At 74.7% G+C, this 19230-nt stretch carries 9 protein-coding genes; 3 read left to right on the top strand and 6 right to left on the bottom strand.

Going from position 1 to position 19230, the window contains the following annotated elements; translation table 11 throughout:
• Positions 1-12: 12 nt before the first annotated feature.
• Complete coding sequence (locus tag I6A81_RS18440; RefSeq protein WP_307874742.1) at positions 13-1116, bottom strand: LCP family protein; 1104 nt, start codon at positions 1114-1116, stop codon at positions 13-15.
• 1503 nt (positions 1117-2619) lie between these two features.
• On the opposite strand from I6A81_RS18440, the gene I6A81_RS18435 reads away from it, so the two are divergent.
• Positions 2620-4035 (top strand): aminopeptidase P family protein, encoded by a 1416-nt coding sequence (locus I6A81_RS18435; RefSeq protein ID WP_203004830.1) that lies wholly within the window; start codon positions 2620-2622, stop codon positions 4033-4035.
• 638 nt (positions 4036-4673) lie between these two features.
• Here I6A81_RS18435 and I6A81_RS18430 read toward each other — a convergent pair.
• Entirely contained in the window at positions 4674-5018 is a 345-nt protein-coding gene (locus I6A81_RS18430) for a histone-like nucleoid-structuring protein Lsr2 (RefSeq protein WP_203004819.1), read from the bottom strand.
• A 1143-nt stretch (positions 5019-6161) separates the two neighbouring features.
• Between I6A81_RS18430 and I6A81_RS18425 the strand changes: the two genes are divergently transcribed.
• Entirely contained in the window at positions 6162-6644 is a 483-nt protein-coding gene (locus I6A81_RS18425) for a hypothetical protein (RefSeq protein WP_203004818.1), read from the top strand.
• A gap of 192 nt (positions 6645-6836) precedes the next feature.
• Here the strand turns inward: I6A81_RS18425 and I6A81_RS18420 are convergent, their stop codons facing one another.
• The 4 genes from I6A81_RS18420 to I6A81_RS18400 form a co-directional block, all read right to left on the bottom strand.
• Entirely contained in the window at positions 6837-7658 is an 822-nt protein-coding gene (locus I6A81_RS18420; RefSeq protein ID WP_203008232.1) for an ABC transporter ATP-binding protein, read from the bottom strand.
• A 163-nt stretch (positions 7659-7821) separates the two neighbouring features.
• On the bottom strand, positions 7822-12447 hold the full coding sequence (locus I6A81_RS18415) for a SpoIIE family protein phosphatase (RefSeq protein WP_251076350.1): 4626 nt from the start codon (positions 12445-12447) through the stop codon (positions 7822-7824).
• 314 nt (positions 12448-12761) lie between these two features.
• Entirely contained in the window at positions 12762-15485 is a 2724-nt protein-coding gene (locus tag I6A81_RS18405; RefSeq protein ID WP_203010246.1) for a bifunctional acetate--CoA ligase family protein/GNAT family N-acetyltransferase, read from the bottom strand.
• 223 nt (positions 15486-15708) lie between these two features.
• Positions 15709-17004: an acetoin utilization protein AcuC gene (locus I6A81_RS18400; RefSeq protein ID WP_203003329.1), complete on the bottom strand. Its 1296-nt coding sequence runs from the start codon at positions 17002-17004 to the stop codon at positions 15709-15711.
• Positions 17005-17145: 141 nt separating this feature from the next.
• Here I6A81_RS18400 and I6A81_RS18395 point away from each other — a divergent pair, with 141 nt between their 5' ends.
• Positions 17146-19143 carry an acetoacetate--CoA ligase gene (locus I6A81_RS18395; RefSeq protein WP_203003328.1) on the top strand — a complete coding sequence of 666 codons (1998 nt, stop codon included), beginning with the start codon at positions 17146-17148 and terminating at the stop codon, positions 19141-19143.
• The last annotated feature ends 87 nt before the right edge of the window (positions 19144-19230 follow it).

Genomic DNA, 19230 nt, shown 5'->3' with positions numbered 1-19230 from the left:
GGACGAGGGCCCTTAGTAGGTACAGGACGAGGCGGCGGGTGGCGGAGCCTGCTGGGCCTGAGCCTGGGCCGAGTTGGCGACCAGCGAGGCGCGGCGGACGGCGACCGGCCCGGCCGCGGCCGGTACCGCGCGGCGGGTCACCAGCCCGGCGCCCGCCGCCGAGCCGCCGCCGGGCCGCAGCGGGGCGAGCAGGGTCTCGAGCTCACCCGGGTCGACCACCAACACTGACTGGTTCGCGCGGTTTCCCGGGGCGGCCGGCACGGTCTTGAACGCGACGCCGCCGGAGGCCACGCCCTGCATCCGCAGCGCGAGCGGTTGCAGATCGATCAGGCTGGTACCGGTGTCCAAGGTCAGCGCCTGGGTGGCCGCGTTCAGCACCGCGCGGATGCGCGGCGGGTTCACCAGCGTCGAGCCGGCCGTGAGGGCGTGGAAGACGACGCCGAGGAACTGCTGCTGGCGGCGGATCCGGTCCAGGTCACCCTCGGGCAGGCCGTAGCGCTGCCGCACGAAGGCGAGCGCCCGGGCGCCGTCGAGCCGGTTGTCGCCGACCTGGCCTGACCAGCCCGACATCTTGTCGTTCAGATTGTCGAAGCCCTGGGCCTTGAGCGACTCCGGTAGCTCCTTCACGCAGACGGTCACGCCGCCCAGCGCGTCGGTGATCTGCTGAAAGCCGGAGAAGTCCACCTGGGCGTAGTGGTCGATCCGGATCCCCGTGAACGTCTCCAGAGTGCGGACCAGCAGTGAGGGGCCGCCCAGGGCGAACGCGGCGTTGAGTTTGGACTCCTGTTCCTGGTGCTCGGTGCCATCGGAGTCGGTGTAGGCCGGGATCGTCAGCCACAGGTCCCGAGGGAAGGAGACGAGCGTCGTCGACCCGTCCTTGTCCAGGTGGGCGAGGATGGTGGTGTCCGACCGCTGGCCTTCGACGTCGCCGAACCCACCGTTGGCGCCCGCCCGCGTGTCCGAACCGACCAGCAGGATGTTGCGGGTACCGCCCCCGGCCGCCTCGGGTCGATCGACGCCATCGAGCCGCAGCGTGACATGGCTCACCTTGCCGTCGTAGTGGCGGATCACCGCCCAGCCGGTGCCAGCGACCAGCAGCACCGCGAGCGCGCACACCGCCGCGACGATCGTGACGACCCGGCGGGCGCCGCTCTCGCGCCGCGCGGGCTCGCCGGGCGGATGGTCCGTCCCCGGCTCCCGATACGGGTACCCCTGGCCGGGCGCGGCGCGGTACGGGTCCCCGTGGGGAACTCCGCCCTGGTTCGCGCCGCCGACCGCGCCTCTCGGAGGCGGCCCGGCGGGCGGGACCCCTGGCCGCCCGGGCCCGCCGGCTCGGGCACCACCCCGACCAGCGGGTTCCCGCCGGCCTGGCCCCGGTCCGCGGTGTGGGCCCGCCTGGCCAAAGTCCTCCCGGGGGTCGTTGCCTCGCGGCGACGGTTCCCGCCGGCCGACCGGCCACGGCTCGCGCGGCCACGTCATCGTGAATGCCTCCCCGGCCGATCCGCCCAGTGTCCCGATCGTGTGAGTTCAGCGCCGCCGGGGCCAGGGCGAATCCGAGAGGACCCGCGACCAACCGGCCCGCCTCGCCAGCGCCCGCCGCGCGTGGCCCGGCCCGGCCGACGACTGGTCCGGTCCGCCTCCTGCCTACCACGATTCGGGATGGACCGGGCCACACTGAGGCGTCTGTCTGCCGACTCGGCCGCGTCATGACGTTCCTCGCGCAATGCCGGCGCCGGCAGGCAGCCGGGCCGCCTCGGTCGTCCGTGGCCGGTCGACCGAGGCAACCATGCCCGCTCGCTTTCGCCTGGATGTACCGGGCCCGGGGGCCAATGACACTAGCCCAGCCGCGTCACCGCTTCGTGGCGGTGTGGTACCGATTGCCGGATTGGGCGCGGCGGTGACGGCCAGTCGCGACCTGCCGGTGGCAAAGACGCCAATATCGGCAGCCGGGTCGCTACCAAGCGACAACACGCGGTGAATCGACTCCCCGGGATGTCCGAGTATGCCGTTCGGCACATCCCGACGAGCGTGCTTGACGAACGGCGGCCACGCACCCTCCGCCGGTTTGCCCGACGCGACGCATACGCGGAAAAGCCGGCCAGGTTTACGGATGGCGGCCGGCCTGACACGCCCGGCGGCTCTCCGGATCGCGCGCCGCGGCGACCGATTGTCGCATCCGGCGAGGGGCCATCCGCGACGCCTGACTACCGACCGAAGTTCTCGACGCGGCCGGGGCGCGCGCGGCCTACCGTTAACGGCATGAGTGCTCAGCCCGCCGAAAGCTCACCTTCGCCGCGCGTGACCGACCCGTTCACCGACGAGGCCCCGGCTTCCTCGCGGATCCAGGGTTCCCACTCGATCGGCGGCGGGGTTCCGGCCGGATCGGCGAAGTCGATCCCGGGGGTCAGCGATCGGGGGGGTCTGGAAGCCGATCTCGGATCAGTCAGCGCGCCGGGCGACGAACCGGTCACCACCGCCGAAACGCCCGCGACTACCGAAATGACACCGGATGAGGCGGGAGCCGTCATCATCGACGCGAAGGAGCCGGAGAGCACCGGCGGACGTAGCCAGGGGCAGGCGAGCCACGATCAGGAACCTCACGCCGCGTTCCGCCGTTTTATGGCTACCGGCTGGGCACCGCCAGCCGACGTCATGGCCGTCCGCGACGACGTCGCGCCCTACGGCGCCAAACGACGCGCCCTCCTTGGCACCCGATTCCCGACCGACGCGCTGGTGATACCCACCGGTGGTCTACGTGTCCGGGCAAACGACACCGACTACCCGTTCCGGCCGGGCAGCGACTTCTTCTGGCTCACCGGCTGCCACGAACCGGACGCGGTGCTGCTCCTGCTGCCCAATCCGGCGGGTGAACACGACGCGGTGCTGTACCTGGCCGACCGTTCCGACCGGTCCACGTCGGCCTTCTACACCGACCGTCGGTACGGAGAGCTCTGGGTCGGCCCGCGGCCAGGAGTTCGGGAGACCTCCGCCGCCCTCGAGATCGAATGCCGCCCCCTCACCGAGCTTCCGCACGCGCTCGCCCGGCTGGCGCCCGGAAAGACCCGGGTGCTGCGGGGCGTGGACTCGCTCGTGGACGACGCGGTGCTCGGCTATCCGCGCGGTCAGGCCGCCCGGAACGCCGGCCCCGGCCGGGACGTCGAGCTCGCCCAGTCGTTGTCCGAGCTACGGCTGGTGAAGGACGACTTCGAGATCGCCCGGCTCGAGGAAGCGGTCGCGGCGACCGTGCGAGGCTTCACCGAATGTGCCACCGAGCTGCCGGCAGCCTCCGCCCTGCCAAACGGCGAACGCTGGCTGGAGGGAACCTTCTGGCGGCGCGCCCGCGTCGACGGCAATGACGTCGGCTATGGCTCGATCGTGGCCTGCGGGCCCCACGCGACCACGCTGCACTGGGTACAGGACGACGGCCCGGTGCGCGAAGGCGACCTCGCGCTGCTGGACATGGGGGTAGAAAGCCGCTCGCTCTACACCGCGGACGTGACCCGCACACTGCCGATCAACGGTGAGTTCAGCGACGTGCAGCGCAAGGTGTACGAGGTGGTTCTCGCCGCGCAACAGGCCGGGATTGACGCCGTCAGGCCGGGCGCGACCTTCCTGGACCCGCACCGAGCGGCCATGCGGGTCATCGCCACCGCGCTCCATGACTGGGGGCTGCTCCCGGCGAGCGTCGAGGAGTCGCTCTCTGAGGACCCGAAGGCGCCAGGCGCGGGCGTTCATCGGCGCTACACGCTGCACTCCACGTCCCACATGCTTGGTCTCGACGTGCACGACTGCGCGCAGGCGAGAGACGAGGCCTACCGAGACGCGGCGCTGGCCGCGGGCATGGTTCTCACCGTCGAGCCCGGTCTCTACTTCCAGCCCGACGATCTGACGGTCCCGCCGGAGCTGCGGGGCATCGGGGTCCGTATCGAGGACGACATCCTCGTCACCGCCGACGGCTTCCGTAACCTGTCCTCCGCGCTCCCCCGCGGCGTCAGCGACCTCGAGAGCTGGATGCGCCAGCAGCGGCCCATCTGAGCGGCCAAGACGACGGCGCCGGCTGGTCCCCTTGAGGGGACCAGCCAGCCGCCGCGCGTCGGGCCGCCGCCGGTTCCAGACGGTCATCGGACCGGACGAAGCCGGCAAATACGCGGGCACGGGGCTCGCGGAGAAGGCCACAAACAGCAACGCCGGCTGGCACACGTTCGGCCAGCCGGCCCGCCACCTCAGACGTCCGACCTCTCGGCGGTCGGTCACTACCCAAACCCGGGAAGAACGCCACCCACGGCGCACCGGCTGGCATAGCGAAAACAACAGCCAGCCGGCCCGCCACCACCACTTCATCACCGGGCGAACCCGGCTGGGTGACCATGGCCGCGCGAAGCGTCACGACTCTACCGAAGCCGACGACCCATCACGTCCGCACGAACACACATCCCCGGCCGACATTGCGGCCACCGAGGTTCACCCCGAGCGGCAAACAGGCCTACCCGTCTCGGTCACGCGGAGCGCGACATCAGGGATCCGGGGCCTGCCGCCCTCAACGATTCTGCCTCCCCAACGACCGCTGACACAGATCCTTGGGGACCCCCGCGGCGAATCGGCGAAGGCCCCGGAGCGGACATCCAGCCCACGCCCTTAGGCGAAGTAGTCGAGCTGGGTTACCCCAAGCTGGACTAGTGGGCCTTCTCGTACGCCTCGACGATGTTGGAGGCGATACGGCCGCGGTCACTCACGGTGTAGCCGTTGCTGCGGGCCCACTCCCGAATGTCAGCGGTGCGGTCCGTTCCGCCGCCACGACGAGAAGTCGCGCGAGCAGCGACGCGACGGCCACCGGACGCACGACCGCCGGAACGCCGCGCGGCGCCCACGAACGGAGCCAGGGACTCACGAAGCTTGGTCGCGTTCTTCTCCGAGAGGTCGATCTCGTACTGCGCGCCGTCCAGACCGAAGCGGACGGTCTCGTCGGCCTCTTCGCCACTGAGATCGTCAATCAACGAGACGATGGTCTTCTGGGCCATGCCACACTCTCCTTCAGGTCAGCGGATCCCAGAACTCACGCGTCTAGTATTACCACGAGAACACCGGCAAGGGTCACGACTGGTTGAAGCTGGTGGCGCTGGCGAGTCGAGCTGGCTGACCTGTTGCGGACCGGTGGTGAGCTTCCCAAGAGCCGTAATGCTGGCCGAGGGCGGCTCCCGGACCCCGAATGTCCACGGGACGCCACCGCTCTGCTTGCGGATCGGTAGGGGATGCGTTCGCGGCTGAGGAGCCCGCCCCTCTCTCAACCCGACCTCCGATCAGCTTCCAAGAGCCGCAATGTCCGCTGGGAGACAAGGACGGCTGGGAGACAAGGCGCCGAACGCCCGAATGTCCGCGGGGTCCCGCCGATCTGCCTTGGGGACGGCGGGATCGGCGCGGGATGCGTTCGCTCGTCCGAAGGAGGGATCGCACCCGACACTCAAGGCGAGGTTCGCCGACGCAAGGGAGCGGCACGGAGCCACGGGAGCCCACGGAGTGACGCGGAAAAGCATGATCAAATCCAGCCTACGGCACTTGCCGACCTTTGCCGGTTCGGCGGCCGGTGTGATGTCCATCAAGGTGGGTGGCGCGTTGCGGCCCCGATGTCACGCGTGCTCGTTCGGGCTGGATGCCGCCGCCGATGCCCCGACCACACGAGCGCCAGGACGCCAGGGGGATGCGCCAGCGGGATGCCTCGGGGAACCAAAGAGTCAGCCGCCGCGGGCATGGTAGAAGGGCGGTCGTGCCCCCTCAATCTCAGACCCGGAAGTTCCCTCCGTTGGGGACAGATGGGCCACAGCGGCGCATGGGCGCCACCACTGGAGAGCCACCCGAGGGGCGCGGTCATCGACCGCCCGGCCGGATTGCCTGGCAAACCACGGCGCGCCAACGGCTTTGGGTCGGTTACGGTCCGCATCCCACGGGTGTCCCCAGCGGTATCGACCCGGCTTTGACCGGCTCTCGGGTGGTGGGAACCCCGTGACACGAATGGGAATCCCGGCCGGCCCCGCGGCGGAACGACGCACGGGCCACGCTTTCAAGCGCGTGTCCAGGACTACCGACAGCCGCCGGATGACCTACCGGTCGCGTGGTCCGATTCCACTCGAGGAACTGGTCACCCACCATCCGCCGGCGGCCCGCTGATGGCCGCGCGCACCTGGGTCGTGGACGCGGCGAACGTGGTGGGCGCCCGTCCAGACGGGTGGTGGCGAGACCGGCCAGGCGCCGCCGCGCGCCTGCACGCGCGGATTCTGGGGCTGCTGGCCGGCGGCTGGCCCACGGGCCTCAGAGGGCCGCAGGGGCCGCCGGAGCGGGTGGTGCTGGTGCTTGAGGGGGCCGCCCGCGCGGGCGTCGAGGCCGGCACCGTCCGGGCGCCCCGCCAGCCGCCGCCGGCGGCGCCGGACGACGGACCCGGCGGGCCGGACGGCCGGCCCGCCGTCGCGGCGCTGACCGTCACGCACGCGCCCGGGTCAGGCGACGACGCCGTCCTCGCGGCCGCCCTGGACGCGGCGCCGCCCGTCCTGGTCTTCACGTCGGACCAAGGGCTGCGCGCGCGCCTCGCGGAGGTGGGCGCTCAGGTACACGGTGCCGGCGCGCTGTGGGCCCTCCTGGACCGCGGCGCGTAGCCAGCCGGCGGGCCGGGGCGGCCCCCGCCCCGGCCACCTACACCGTTCGTCATGCGGCCCGGCCACGATCCTGGCCCCGGACCGGCCCGGCCCCGGACCTCCAGCTCCTACTCGGTACCAGTCTGGTCGGGGCGCTCAGCGCCCGACCGGCGGAGCGGCGATGGTCGCGCAAGCGACCTTGAGCCGACCGCCTCAGGCGGGCGTGACGGCCCGGGGACGGGGCGGGCGGGGAGCGAGCCGAGCCGTGTAGCGGCCGGCCGTCGCGGTGACCTCAAGCGGGATACCGAAGCAGTCGGACAGCGGGCCCGCGGCCAGCGCCTCCTCGACCGGCCCGGCGGCGACGACGCGGCCCGCGCGCAGCAGCAAGGCGTGGGTCACCCCGGCCGGGATCTCCTCGACGTGGTGGCTGACCAGCACCATCGCCGGCGCCGCCGGATCGGCCGCGAAGCGGGTGAGCCGGCGCAGCAGCGCCTCCCGGGCACCGAGGTCCAGCCCGGACGCGGGCTCGTCGAGCAGCAGCAGCTCGGGGTCGGTCATCAGGGCGCGCGCGATCGCGACCCGCTTGCGTTCGCCCTCGGACAGCGTTCCGAAGCGGCGGGACGACAGCGGGGCGCAGCCGAACTGGCGCAGCAGCTCGCTCGCCCTCGCCACGTCGATGTCGTCGTAGTGCTCATGTCCCCGGCCGAGCACCGACCAGGCGGCGGTCAACACCGCGTCCAGGACCCGTTCGTCCGCCGGCGGCGTCTCGGTGAGCGCCGGGCTGACCAGCCCCACCCGGTACCGCAGCTCGCGCATGTCGACCGTGCCCAGCCGGGAGCCGAACAGGTCCACCGCCCCGCTGGTCGGGAACAGCCGGCCGGCCGCCACCAGCAGCAGCGTCGTCTTGCCCGCGCCGTTCGGCCCGAGCACCACCCAACGCTGCCCGGCCGAGATCGTCCAGCTGACGTCGGACAGCAACGCCGCCCCGTCCCGCCGCACGGTCGCCCGGTCGAGGCACACGATCGTGTCCGCCATGGCGCTCACGTTACCGGTCAGGCCGCCGTGCCCCGGAGCGAAGTCGACGCGCCCGCGAGCACCCGGACGCTCACCTCGCGTTCCCGCCTCCGGCCGGGTGGGATCCCGCCCGGCGCGCGGGCGGCCCGGCCAGGGTCGGCCCGCCAGGGTCAGCCAGCCGGGGTCAGCCGGTCGTCAGGGCCGCCGGACCGATCTCGGCCCAGACGACCTTGCCATCGGGCGTCGGGCGAACCCCCCAGCGGTCGGCGAGGGTCGCCACCAGCTCCAGGCCCCGCCCGGCCTCCTCGTCGACGCCGACGTGCCGACGCCGCGGCAGCCGGCCGCCACCGTCGGCCACCTCGACCACGACCCGGTCGGCAAGCCGGCGGAGCCGGGCGTCGATCGGTGGCCGGCCGTGCGCGATGGCGTTGCCGACCAGCTCGGAGAGCACCAGCACGGCCGTCTCCAGGGCGTCGGCGGGCAGCGCCCAGTCCACCAGCGCGGCACGCGCCGCGGCTCTGGCGGGCCCGAGGTCCGCGGCCCCACCGTCGACCTGGATCTCCACTGTCGCGCTGGCTGGCGGCGCCTGGGGCAGGCGGGCCAGCAGCAGCGCGGCGTCGACGGACAGCCCGGCCTCGTCGGCGCCGGCCGGAACCGACGGCCGGTGGCCCGCGGCCGTGCCCGTCGGCGCGATGTCCGTCGGCGCGGCGCCCGGGCCGAGCGCCACGAACGCGTCGTCCACCAGCTCTCCCAACGGCGCGCCGGGACGGGCGAGCGCGCCGGCGAGCAGGGACACCCCGGCGTCCAGCTCCCGGCCGCCGGCGGCGACCAGCCCGTCGGTGAACAGCGCCAGCAGCCAGTCCGGGCCAAGGCGCACGACGTATTCCTTCACGTCGTCGCGGCGGGAACCGAGCGGCGGGCCGACCTCCATGTAGAGCCGGGAGACCAGCCCGTCGGGCGCGACCACCAGCGGCGGCGGGTGCCCGGCGCTCGCCAGCGTCACCCGCGCGTTGTCGGCCTCGACGATCGCGTAGATGCAGGTGGCGACCTGGCCGGGAACCGGGCCGGCGGCCGGCCCACCCGCCCCGGCGTCCGGGCGGGCGGGGTCGGCGAGGTCGGCCAGCACGCCGTCGAGCAGCGTGATCACCTCGTGCGGCGGGAGGTCCAGGCGCGCGCAGGCCCGCACCGAGGCGCGCAGCGCGTCCATCACCGCGGCGGCCTGGGCGTCGCCACCGGCGATGTTGCCGATCACCAGTGCGGCCCGGCCGGCGCCGAGGTCGATCACGTCGTACCAGTCCCAGCTCGCGCCTGCCTCGCCGGGCCGGTGGCGCATGGCCACGGCGAGCCCGGCCGGGGCCGAGGCGCCGCTCGCGGCGGCGCGCCGACGAGCCGCGAGCGCGCCAGGAGCGGCGGCCGCGGCAAGCTCCGCCCGTTCGACCGCCGCCGCGGCGCGCGCCGCCAGCTCGGCCACCAGGGCGAGATCCTGCTCGGTCAGCGGCGGGCGCCCGGCGAGCGTGGCCAGCATCACGGCCCCTACCGGGCGGCCGCCGCGCAGGACGGGCGCCGCGGCGAGCGTGTGCGCGCCCGCGCGGCGAGCCCAGCGCGCCTCGTCGGCGGAGGAGGCCGACAGGGCCTGCACCGTCGGCGCCGGCCGCCCCGCGTCGGGCGCCTCGACGCCGGCCCCGGCCGGGTTCGCGGAGCCGCCCTGGGCCACGCCGGGATCGCGCAGGACGACGAGCTGTGGCTGCCCGGTGGCCAGCGCCCGGCCGATCCCGCTGCCCGCGGCCGCGACCCGGATCAGCTTGGGTGCCGGCGCCGTCCCGGCCTCCCGGTCGTCGCCCTGGTCCGCGCCGTCGGCGGTGGCACCACCGGCCGGGTCCCCGCTCGCCGTTCGCGCCGGCTGCCCCTCGTCGGTCGCCTCCTGGTCGGCCAGGAGGTACACCGCGCAGATGTCGGCGATCTCCCCGACGGCGGCCTCGGCGAGGGCGCGCAGCGGACGGTCGGGAGAGGCGCCGACGCTCGCCTCGGCCAGCGCCGCGCTCACCGCGCCGAGCACCTCCAGCCGCAGGGTGGCCCGCGCCGCGTCCGCGCGCGCGGCGGCGGTGTTCTCCTCCGCCAGCCGGCCGGCGGCCGCCTGCGCGAGCGCGCCCTCGAACAGCTCGGCGCGGTCGAAGGCAAGGGCGCACTGGTCGGCGAGCAGCTCGAGGTAGCCGCGTTCGTCGAGGCTGAACTCCCGGGCCGACGGGAAGCCGAACAGCAGCACGCCGGTCGGCGCGTCGCCGGTCGCCAGCGGCAGCAACGCCCAGGCCCGGTCCTCGGTGGCGTTGACGGCCGCGACCAGGTCGGGCACCGGCCAGCGCGTGGTCAGTTCCTCCCGGCTGGTCAGGAACAGCGGCCGCCGGCCACGCACCACCTCGGCGGCCGGGTGCACGGCACCCAGGCTGATCTTCGACCAGCGGTCGGTGTAGTCAGCCGAATAGCCCGCCAGGGCGCGGAAGACCAGTTGTTCACGCGCGTCGTCGATCAGTGCCACGCCCCGGCCGCTGGCGCCGAGCACGCGGCCCGCGTCCAGGAGAACCGTGACCACGTCGTCGCTGGTGACCGCCCGGGCGAGCGCGGCCGTCACCCGCTGGATCTGCTCGACCCGGTCGGTGGCGGCCCGCACCAGGCCGGCGGCCGACTCGCCGGCGGCCTGGGCAGCGCGCAGCTCGGTGATGTCGGTCAGGGCGCCGACCCACTCGCCGCCACCCGAGCCGGCGAGCGCGCGGGCCGTCATCACGTGCTCGGCGCCGTCCGCGCCGAGGACGCGGAACTCCGCCTCGAAGCCCTCGCCTCGCCCCACAGCGGTCTGCCAGGCGCGGCGCACCGACTCCCGGTCGGCCGGGTGTACGGCGTCCAGCCAGCCGAACCGGTCGGACTGCGCGCGCCGCTGGCCGGTCAACGCCCGCCAGCGCGGCATGTCGCCGTCGAAGGCGCCGTCCTGCCCGGCGTGCAGCACGTCGGCGACCGCCGCCTCGGCGAGCAGCCGGGTACGTTCCCGCTCCCGCGCCGCCTCCTGCTCGGCGTCCCGGCGGGCGCTGACGTCGATCGCGACGAAGACCGCGCCGAGCGGCGCGCCGCCGGGCCCGGGCACCGGGTACCAGCTGGCCTGCCAGGTCTGGGTCGGGCCGGCGACGCCCGTCGCGACACTCATCTCGAGGTCGCCGACCGGCTCGCCGGTACGCAGCGCGCGGCCGAGCAGGGTCGCGAGCTCCTGGCCGATCTCCCCGAGCAGCTCGGGGGCGGTGCGGCCGATGTGGTCGGCGACCGGCCGGCCGTTCAGCCGGGCGAGCACCTCGTTGACGCGCACGTAACGGCCGGCGGCGTCGTGGAACGCGAGCGCCACCGGCGCCTGGCTGAACAAGGTCTCGGCGACCGCGGCCGACGTCGGCAACGCGCCCGCGGTGACGGGACCGCTCGTCGCCGGGCCGGCGAGCGCCTGACCGGCTGACGCGGCGCCGGCTGACGCGGAAAGCGGCGACACGCCAGCGGCGGCCTGGCCGGCCGGCCCTGGAGCCACGGACTGGCTGAGCTGCGCGGACGGACCCGGCGCGCCGAGCGCCCCTGAGGCCGGTGTGCCGGTGCTCGCGGGCGGCGCGACCGACGCGGCGGCGGCCGCTACCGCCGACGGCGGTGGCGGTGGCGGCGGCGGTGAGGCGGGCTGCGCGGGCGCGGCGAGTGGCGGCGGCGGTGGGGCGGAGGGCCGAGGAGACGGCGGCGGGCCGCTCTGGCCGGCGAACGACGGCGGGAACTCGCCGGGCGGGTAGCTCGGCGGCGGAGGCGGTTGCGACGCCGGAGGCGGTTGCGACGCCGGAGGCGGGGTCGGCGGTGACGTCGCGAGCCCCGGCGGCGGCGTGGGCCGCGGCTGGTCGGCACCGTGCGGGCGCGCCGACGGGTCACCGGCCGGGCCGACCTGCCGGGCACCCGGTCCGTACGGGCTCTGGCCATAGGCCTGCCGCGGCTGGCCGGTGAACGGGCCGCCATACCCGGCGGGCCCGGCCGGCGGCTGGTTCTGCCCCGCCGGGCTCGCGGTCCCCCCCGGTGCGGCGAAGCCCTGGGTTCCCGCCGGATCCGGGGATCCCGCCCGATCGGCTCCGCCGGTCGGGGAGGTCTGGAAACCGGCCCGGGAGGTCTGGAAGCCGGTCGGGGAGCTCTGCTGGGAGGTCCGGACGTCGATGCCCTGTCCGTATCCGCCCGCGTCCTGGCCGCCGTCGTACTGGCCGGCCTCGTATCCGCCGTCATAGCCGCCGGCCGCGCCGCCGTGGCCGGCATAGCCGCCGTTGTAGCCGGCCCCGTAGGGGCTCCGGTCATAGGAGCCGGCCCCGTAGGCGCCCTCGCGGTAGGGGTCGCTCTCGTAGGCGCCGTTGTCATAGCCGCCGGCGCCATAGGTGCCGTCGCCCGGCGGGCCGTTGCCGGCGGCGCCCTCGTAGCCGGCCCGCTGGCCGCCCGCGCCGTCGGCGGGGTGGGCTCCCGGATAGGGGGTACCCGCTGGCCAGGGCTGCCCGAGGCCGGCGAGGTGGGCCTGCTCGGGAGGGGCGGCGGCGCCGCGCGGCCAGACCGCGGCCGTGCTCCAGTCCTGCTCGCCGTTCCAGTCCCCCTCGTTCCACTCCTGGCCGCCGGACGGGCCGGCCTGTGGCCAGGGCGACGCCGTGACCCGCGGGCTCGCGTCCTCAGCGGCGCCAAACCCGTTGTCCGGATACGGGGTGGGGTACGCGCCGGTCTGGCCGGCGGGCGGACGGCCGGACGGCTCGGCGGCGGAGGACGGCGTCATGGGTCCTGATTGTCGACGGTGGGGACATGTTGTGCGGAACCGGGCCGGACCTGTCACACCGCCGGCGGCCGGCGAGCGCCCGGCGAGCGGCGAACAAGCGGCAACCAATGGTCGCCGTGCCCCTCTCCCCCGTGGTCACGGCGCTCCGGGCGACGGGTCCGCGCCGGTTCGCGCCCTCGCCGCCGACCTGGAGATACGTCCCGGAAACGTCCGGCGACGGGCCGCGAGCACGCCGCCGGGCCGTCCGGCCGGGCCGGGACGCGGGTAGCGCTCGCCGGCGGGCACCCGACGTGGCCAGACTCACAGCCGCTCCCTCAGCGGGCGGGCGCCGCCTCGCCGACCGTCATCGGGGCCGTCCAGTAGCGCCGGGGGCCGGCGTCGGCGCGGCGCGGCGGCCGGCCGGCCATCACCTCGGCGGACAGCACCGTGACCCGGTCGCCGGACACGATCACCGGGTCCAGGACGAGGCGGGCCACGTCGGGCAGGTCGTCGGCCAGCCGCGCGACCCGCAGGAGCAGCTCCCGAAGGGCGGCGACGTCCACCGGCTCGGACCCGTGATAGCCCGACAGCAGCGGGGCGGCGCGCACGGCGCCGACCAGCCGCTCCGCGTCGACATCCGTCAGCGGCAGGATGTGGTAGGCCCGATCCCCGAGCAGGTCGGTCGCCGGCCCGGCCAGCCCGAACGACACCAGGGGCCCGTACCGCGGATGCTCCTCCGAGCCGACCACGACCACCACCCCGGCGGGCGCCATCCGTTGCGTGACCAGCGGGACGTCCGGCCCGACCAGCTCCCGCAGCGACGCCCAGGCCGCCCGCATCGCCGCCTCGTCGGGCAGGTCGAGGCGCTGGCCGCCGAGGTCGGGGCGGTGCTGGTAGGGGCCCGACCGGACCTTGAGCACCGCCGGCCAGCCCAGCCGGTGGGCGGCGGCGACCGCGGCGTCCTCGCTGCCCACCTGGATCATCGGCTCCACCGAGACGCCGTAGCAGCCCAGCAGCGCCGCGCTCTGGGCGTCGTCGAGCCGGCCGACCCGGCCGGCGACGAGCGCGCGGGCCTCGTCGGCGCGGGCGCTCGTCGCCGGGACCGCGCCCAGCGGGCGCGACCGCCAGCCGGCGTAGGAGACCACCCGGCGCAGCGCCGCGACCGCGCCCTCCGGTGACGCGTAGGCGGGCACCGTGCCGAGCTCGGGAATCCGGGTGCCGCCGAGGACGCCGGCCAGCACCGGGATGTCCAGACCGGCCGCCACGTCGGCGACGGCTGTGGCCAGCGGCTCGACCGGAAGCGGGGGCAGTGGGGCGACGGTCACCATCAGCGCGTCCGAGGTCTCGGCGGCGGCGAGCATGGCCTCGGTGAACAACTCGGGATCGCTGCCGAGCCGCAGCAGCACGGACTCGACCTCGAGGCCGCCGGCCTCGGCGGCCTCGACCGTGAGGCGCACGAGCGCGCGCGAGTCGCCGACCACGGTCACCCGCCGCCCGCGCGGCAGCGGCTGGTTGGCCAGCAGCTGCGCGACGTCGAAGCCCGCCGAGACCCGGTCGACGGCGATCACGCCGGCCTGCCGCAGCAACGCCGCGTCGAGCTGCGACCGCCGAACGCGCACCACCACGACCGGCGTGCAGCGCCCGACCCGCCGGGCCAGCCGCGCGAACTTGCGCGGGTTCCCGAAGGTCTCCAGGTGCAGCAGCGCGACATCCGTCGCCGGGTCGTCTTCCCAGTACTGCAGCATGTCGTTGCCGCTGATGTCGGCGCGGTCACCGGCTGAGACGAACATCGACAATCCCAGCCCGCGGGCCTCGGCCGCGCCCAGCATGGCAGCCCCCAGCGGCCCCGACTGCGAATAGCAACCAATTCGCCCGGGGGGTGGCATCTGGGCCGTGAGCGACGCATTCAGGCCCACCGCGGGGCACTGGATGCCCAGGCTCGCGGGCCCGACGACCCGCATGCCGGCGGCGCGGGCGGTGCTGGCGAGCGTCTCCTCGACCGGGTGGTCCCGCAGGTCCGTGATCACCACGAGCCCGCGCACCCCGTGCCGCCCGCAGGCCTCGACGGCCTCGGCCACCTGAGGCGGCGGGACGCACAGGACAGCCAGGTCCACCGGGCCGTCGACGTCCTCGACGCCGGCGAAGGCCCGCACCGACGAGACCGCGCCCGGCCCCGCGGCGGCGGCCGGGTTCACCGGGTACACCGGTCCGTCGAACCCGCCGGCGAGCAGGTTGCGCAGCACGGCGTTGCCGGTGGCGCCGTTTCGGCGGGAGGCGCCGATCACCGCCACCGAGCGCGGGCGCAGCAGCCGGCCGATCGACGCCGCCTCGGCATGGTGCTCCCGGGCCCGCATGACGTCGACCGACCGTTCGGTCGGCGCGATGTCGAACGACAGCCGCACGGCGCCGGAGTCCCAGGTCCGCGAGACCTTGTAGCCGGCGTCCAGGAAAACCCGGATCATCTGCTGGTTCTCGGCCAGGACGTCCGCGTCGAACCGGCGGATCCCGCGCTCCCACGCGGCCGCCGCCAGATGCTCCAGCAGCACCGACCCCAGCCCGCGGCCCTGCTGCGCGTCCTCCACCAGGAAGGCCACCTCCGCGGCCGGCGCCGGGCGGACCGGCGGAGGGCCGCCGCGCGCGTCCCCCACCGCGGCCTCTCCGGCCGGGAACGCCCCGGCCGGGGTCGGCGCGACCGGGGCCGGCGCGGTGGGGGCCGCCGCGGTGGGGGCCGGAGTGCCTTCCCAGTGCGCGAGGGCGACCATCTCCCCGCCGATGAGCGCGACGAGCGCGCCGCGCACCGACTGGTCGACGATCGTGAACCGATCGACGTCCGCCTGGGACAGTCCCCGGCGCACGCCGAAGAACCGCAGGTAGATCGACCGTTCGGACAGCCGTTCCCAGAACGCGAGCAGCCGCGGCCCGTCGCTGGGCAGGATCGGCCGGATGTGGGCCGTCCCGCCGTCGGCGAGGATCACGTCGGCCGCCCACCCCGACGGATACCCCGGCGGCGGGCCGACGTCCCGCGGGCCCGTCTCCCGTTCGCCCGTCTGCTCGCTCATCGCTCAGTTCCCCCGGTCATCGCCGCACACCCGGCCCGTAGGTCCCACGCCTCCCGCAACAGCTGCCGCCAACCCAGCCCACCGAGGTGACGGCGCTTTCAGCGCCGCGCCAACCCGGCCACCGCACCGAGCCAGGTAAGGACCGGCCTCCGTCATGTGTTCGGCCCTGACCAGGTCGGGAGGGCGCTCAGCGCCCGATGGCGGGGCGCCCCGGCGCCCCGCCTTACCGGTCGCGGTACGGGTCGAGGCCGTGCAGCGGCAGCACCTCTCGGCGGGTCGCGGCGACCGCCTGGTCGAGCGGGTCGTCCGGGTCGCCCTCGCCCGCGTCCCAGGGGTGGTAGGTGACCGGGCCGCGGCCGTCGCCGAACGCGGCCGGCATCGCCGCCACCGCGGCCTCCGGCGGCGTCGGGTCGCGACGGGTGGCCGCGTCCACCCTGCCCGGGGCGGACTCCCGCCACTCCGTGGGCAGCGCGCGGTCGACCGGCACCGGCGCGTGCGCCGCGATCGCCAGCAGATGGGTCCAGGCCCGCGGCACGACGGTCTCCAGCGCGTACCCGCCGCCGCCGCAGGCGATCCAGCGCCCGCCGGCGACCTCGTGCGCCAGCTCGTGCAGCGCCAGGTAGGACGCCCGCTGGCCGTCGACCGTGAGGCGCAGGTCGGCGAGCGGGTCGAGGCGGTGGGTGTCGCAGCCATGCTGGGTGACCAGCACGTCGGGCCGGAACTGGCGCAGCAGCACCGGCACCACCCCGGAGAACGCCCGCAGCCAGCCCGCGTCGTCGGTGCCCGGCGGGAGGGCCACGTTCACCGCCGTGCCCTCGGCGTCGCCGGTCCCGACCTCGCGCGGGAACCCGGTGCCGGGGAAGAGCGTGCGGCCGGACTGGTGCAGCGAGATCGTGAGCACCCGCGGGTCGTCGTAGAACGCGGCCTGCACGCCGTCGCCGTGATGAACGTCGATGTCGACGTAGGCGACCCGCCGGGCGCCGGCCGACAGCAGCCAGGCGATCGCCACCGCCGGGTCGTTGTAGACGCAGAACCCACTGGCGCCGGCGCGCATCGCGTGGTGCAGCCCGCCGGCAAGCGCGACCGCGTGCCGGTGGGAGCCGGACCAGACCGCGTTCGCCGCGGCCAGCGTGCCGCCGGTGACGGCGGCCGCCGCCTCGTGCATCCGCTCGAACACCGGATTGTCCGCCGTGCCGAGCGCGAACATCGCGGCCAGCCGCGGGTTGCCACCACCGGGGACGCCCGCGTGCCGCACGGCGGCGACGTACACCGGGTCGTGCACCAGCTCGATGAGCTGGTCGGGCGCGAGGGAGGCCGCGACGGTGGCGATCCCGGGCGCGGCCAGCACCCCGGCCCTGGCGGCCAGGTCCATGGTCAGCGCCAGCCGGACCGGGTGCAGCGGATGGTGCGGGCCGAAGTCGTATCCGAGCATCTCGTCGTCCCAGACCACCAGGGTCTCCTGGCCGGCGTCGCCGGGATGTCCGGCGCTGGCGCCGGTCGCGTCGCCGAGTGTTTCCATGACGGCGACGGTAGTCCGACCAGCGCCCTGACGGACAGGCTCGAGATGTTCCGCGGGCCCGGTCTCCGACCGTTCCGTGGCGGGACCTGGCGGAATGCCCCTGCCGATTCATTAGGGTCAGTCCCCGTGGCGGGCGACGAGATGACGCGAACCTTGGACAACGCGGACGACTCTGGTGGGGTGCGCGCCGGGACGTTGCTCTGGGAGCCCTCCGCCGAGCGGGTCCGCGACGCGGGGATAACCCACTACCTGGAGTTCCTCGCCGCGGAGCGGGGCCTGTCGTTCGCGGGACCGGACGAGCTGTGGCGCTGGTCGGCAACCGAGCTCGGCGCCTTCTGGGACTCGGTCTGGGACTTCTGCGGCGTCCGCGGCGAGCGGGGCGACGGACCGGCGCTGGCCGACGCGCGGATGCCCGGAGCTGTCTGGTTCCCCGGCGCGAAGGTGAACTACGCCCAGAACGCGCTCACGCGCCGCGGCGAGGAGCCGGCGCTGATCGCCGTCCGGGAGGACGCGGCCACGGTCGTGATCTCCTGGGACGAGCTGCGCCGCCAGGTCGCCCGCTGCGCGGCGGGGCTGCGCCGCCTCGGCGTGCACCGCGGCGACCGGGTCGCGGCCGTGCTGCCGAACTGCGCGCACACGGTGATCGCGATGCTCGCCACGGCGAGCATCGGCGCGGTCTGGTCGAGCTGCTCGCCGGACTTCGGGCCGTCGGGGCTCGCGGACCGGTTCAGCCAGATCTCGCCGAAGGTGCTCATCACCGTCGACGGCTACACCTACAACGGGACGCCGCACGGGATCCTGCACAACATCGACGAGCTGGTCGAGTCGCTGCCCAGCCTGGCCGCGACCGTCGTCGTGCCCTACCTGTCCGCGGACGTGGTCGAGCGGGTCGAGGCGCTCTCGCTGCCCGGGATGACCTGGTGGGACGAACTGGTCATCGGGCTGGAGGAGAAGCCCACGTTCGAGCCGATGCCGTTCGCGGCACCGCTGTGGATCCTCTACTCCTCCGGCACGACCGGGCTGCCGAAGCCGATCGTGCACAGCCACGGCGGGATCCTCCTCGAGCACCTCAAGTCGCTGTCGCTGCACCTCGACCTCGGCCCGGACGACCGGTTCTGCTGGTTCACCACGACCGGCTGGATGATGTGGAACTTCCTGGTCTCCGGCCTGCTCGTCGGCTCGACGATCGTGCTCTACGACGGCAGCCCGAGCTTCCCGGACCTGTCCACGCTGTGGCGGCTCGTCGAGGCGCTGGGGCTGACCTGCCTGGGTGTGTCGGCGGCGTTCCTCCACAGCTGCCTGGGCAAGGGCCTCGCGCCGTGTGTGGTGGCCGACCTGTCGACGCTGCGCACGGTGGGGTCGACCGGGTCACCGCTGTCGACCGACGGCTATGCCTGGGTCTACGACTCGGTGAAGCCGGACGTCCTGCTCACGTCGATCAGCGGGGGCACCGACGTGTGCGGCCCGCTCGCCGCGGCGCTGCCCATCTCGCCAGTCCGCGCCGGCGAGATCGGGATGCGGGCGCTCGGCTGCGCGGCGGACGTCTTCGACGACGCGGGCACCCCTGTGGTCGACGAGGTGGGCGAACTGGTGGTGACCGCCCCGATGCCGTCGATGCCGCTGCTCTTCTGGGGTGACCGCGACGGCTCCCGGCTACGGGAGAGCTACTTCTCGACCTACCCCGGGGTGTGGCGGCACGGCGACTTCGCGCGGCTCACCCCCTCCGGCGCGGTCGTCATCGAGGGCCGATCGGACGCGACCCTGAACCGGGGCGGCGTGCGCCTCGGCACAGCCGAGCTCTACCGGGTAGTCGAGCGGTTCGAGGGGATCACCGACAGCCTGGTGGTCGACACCTCGGGCCCGGGACAGAGCGGGCACCTGTTGCTGTTCGTGGTGCCGACCAGGCGCGGCAGCCTCACCCAGGCCATGATCGAAGCACTCAAGGCCGAGATCCGCACCGAGCTGACCCCCAGGCACGTACCCGACCGGATCATCGAGATCCTGGACGTCCCCCGCACCCTCACCGGCAAGAAACTCGAGGTCCCGGTCAAGCGCCTCCTCACCGGCGTCCCACTCGACCGCGCGGTAAGCCTCGCTGCCGTCGCCAACCCCGAAGCCCTGGCCCCCTTCATCCGCTAGCTCTGTTTTCTGGTTCGCTCCGTCCGGGCGCGGCGCTCCGGCCCCTTGCTCGCTGCGCTCCCAAGGGACCTCCGCGCCGCGTCCTCC

This window comes from Frankia nepalensis (genome assembly GCF_016786325.1).
GTDB lineage: Bacteria > Actinomycetota > Actinomycetes > Frankiales > Frankiaceae > Pseudofrankia > Pseudofrankia nepalensis.
The sequence above is the reverse complement of the archived record's forward strand: the minus strand, read 5'-3'. Positions and strand labels throughout refer to the sequence as shown.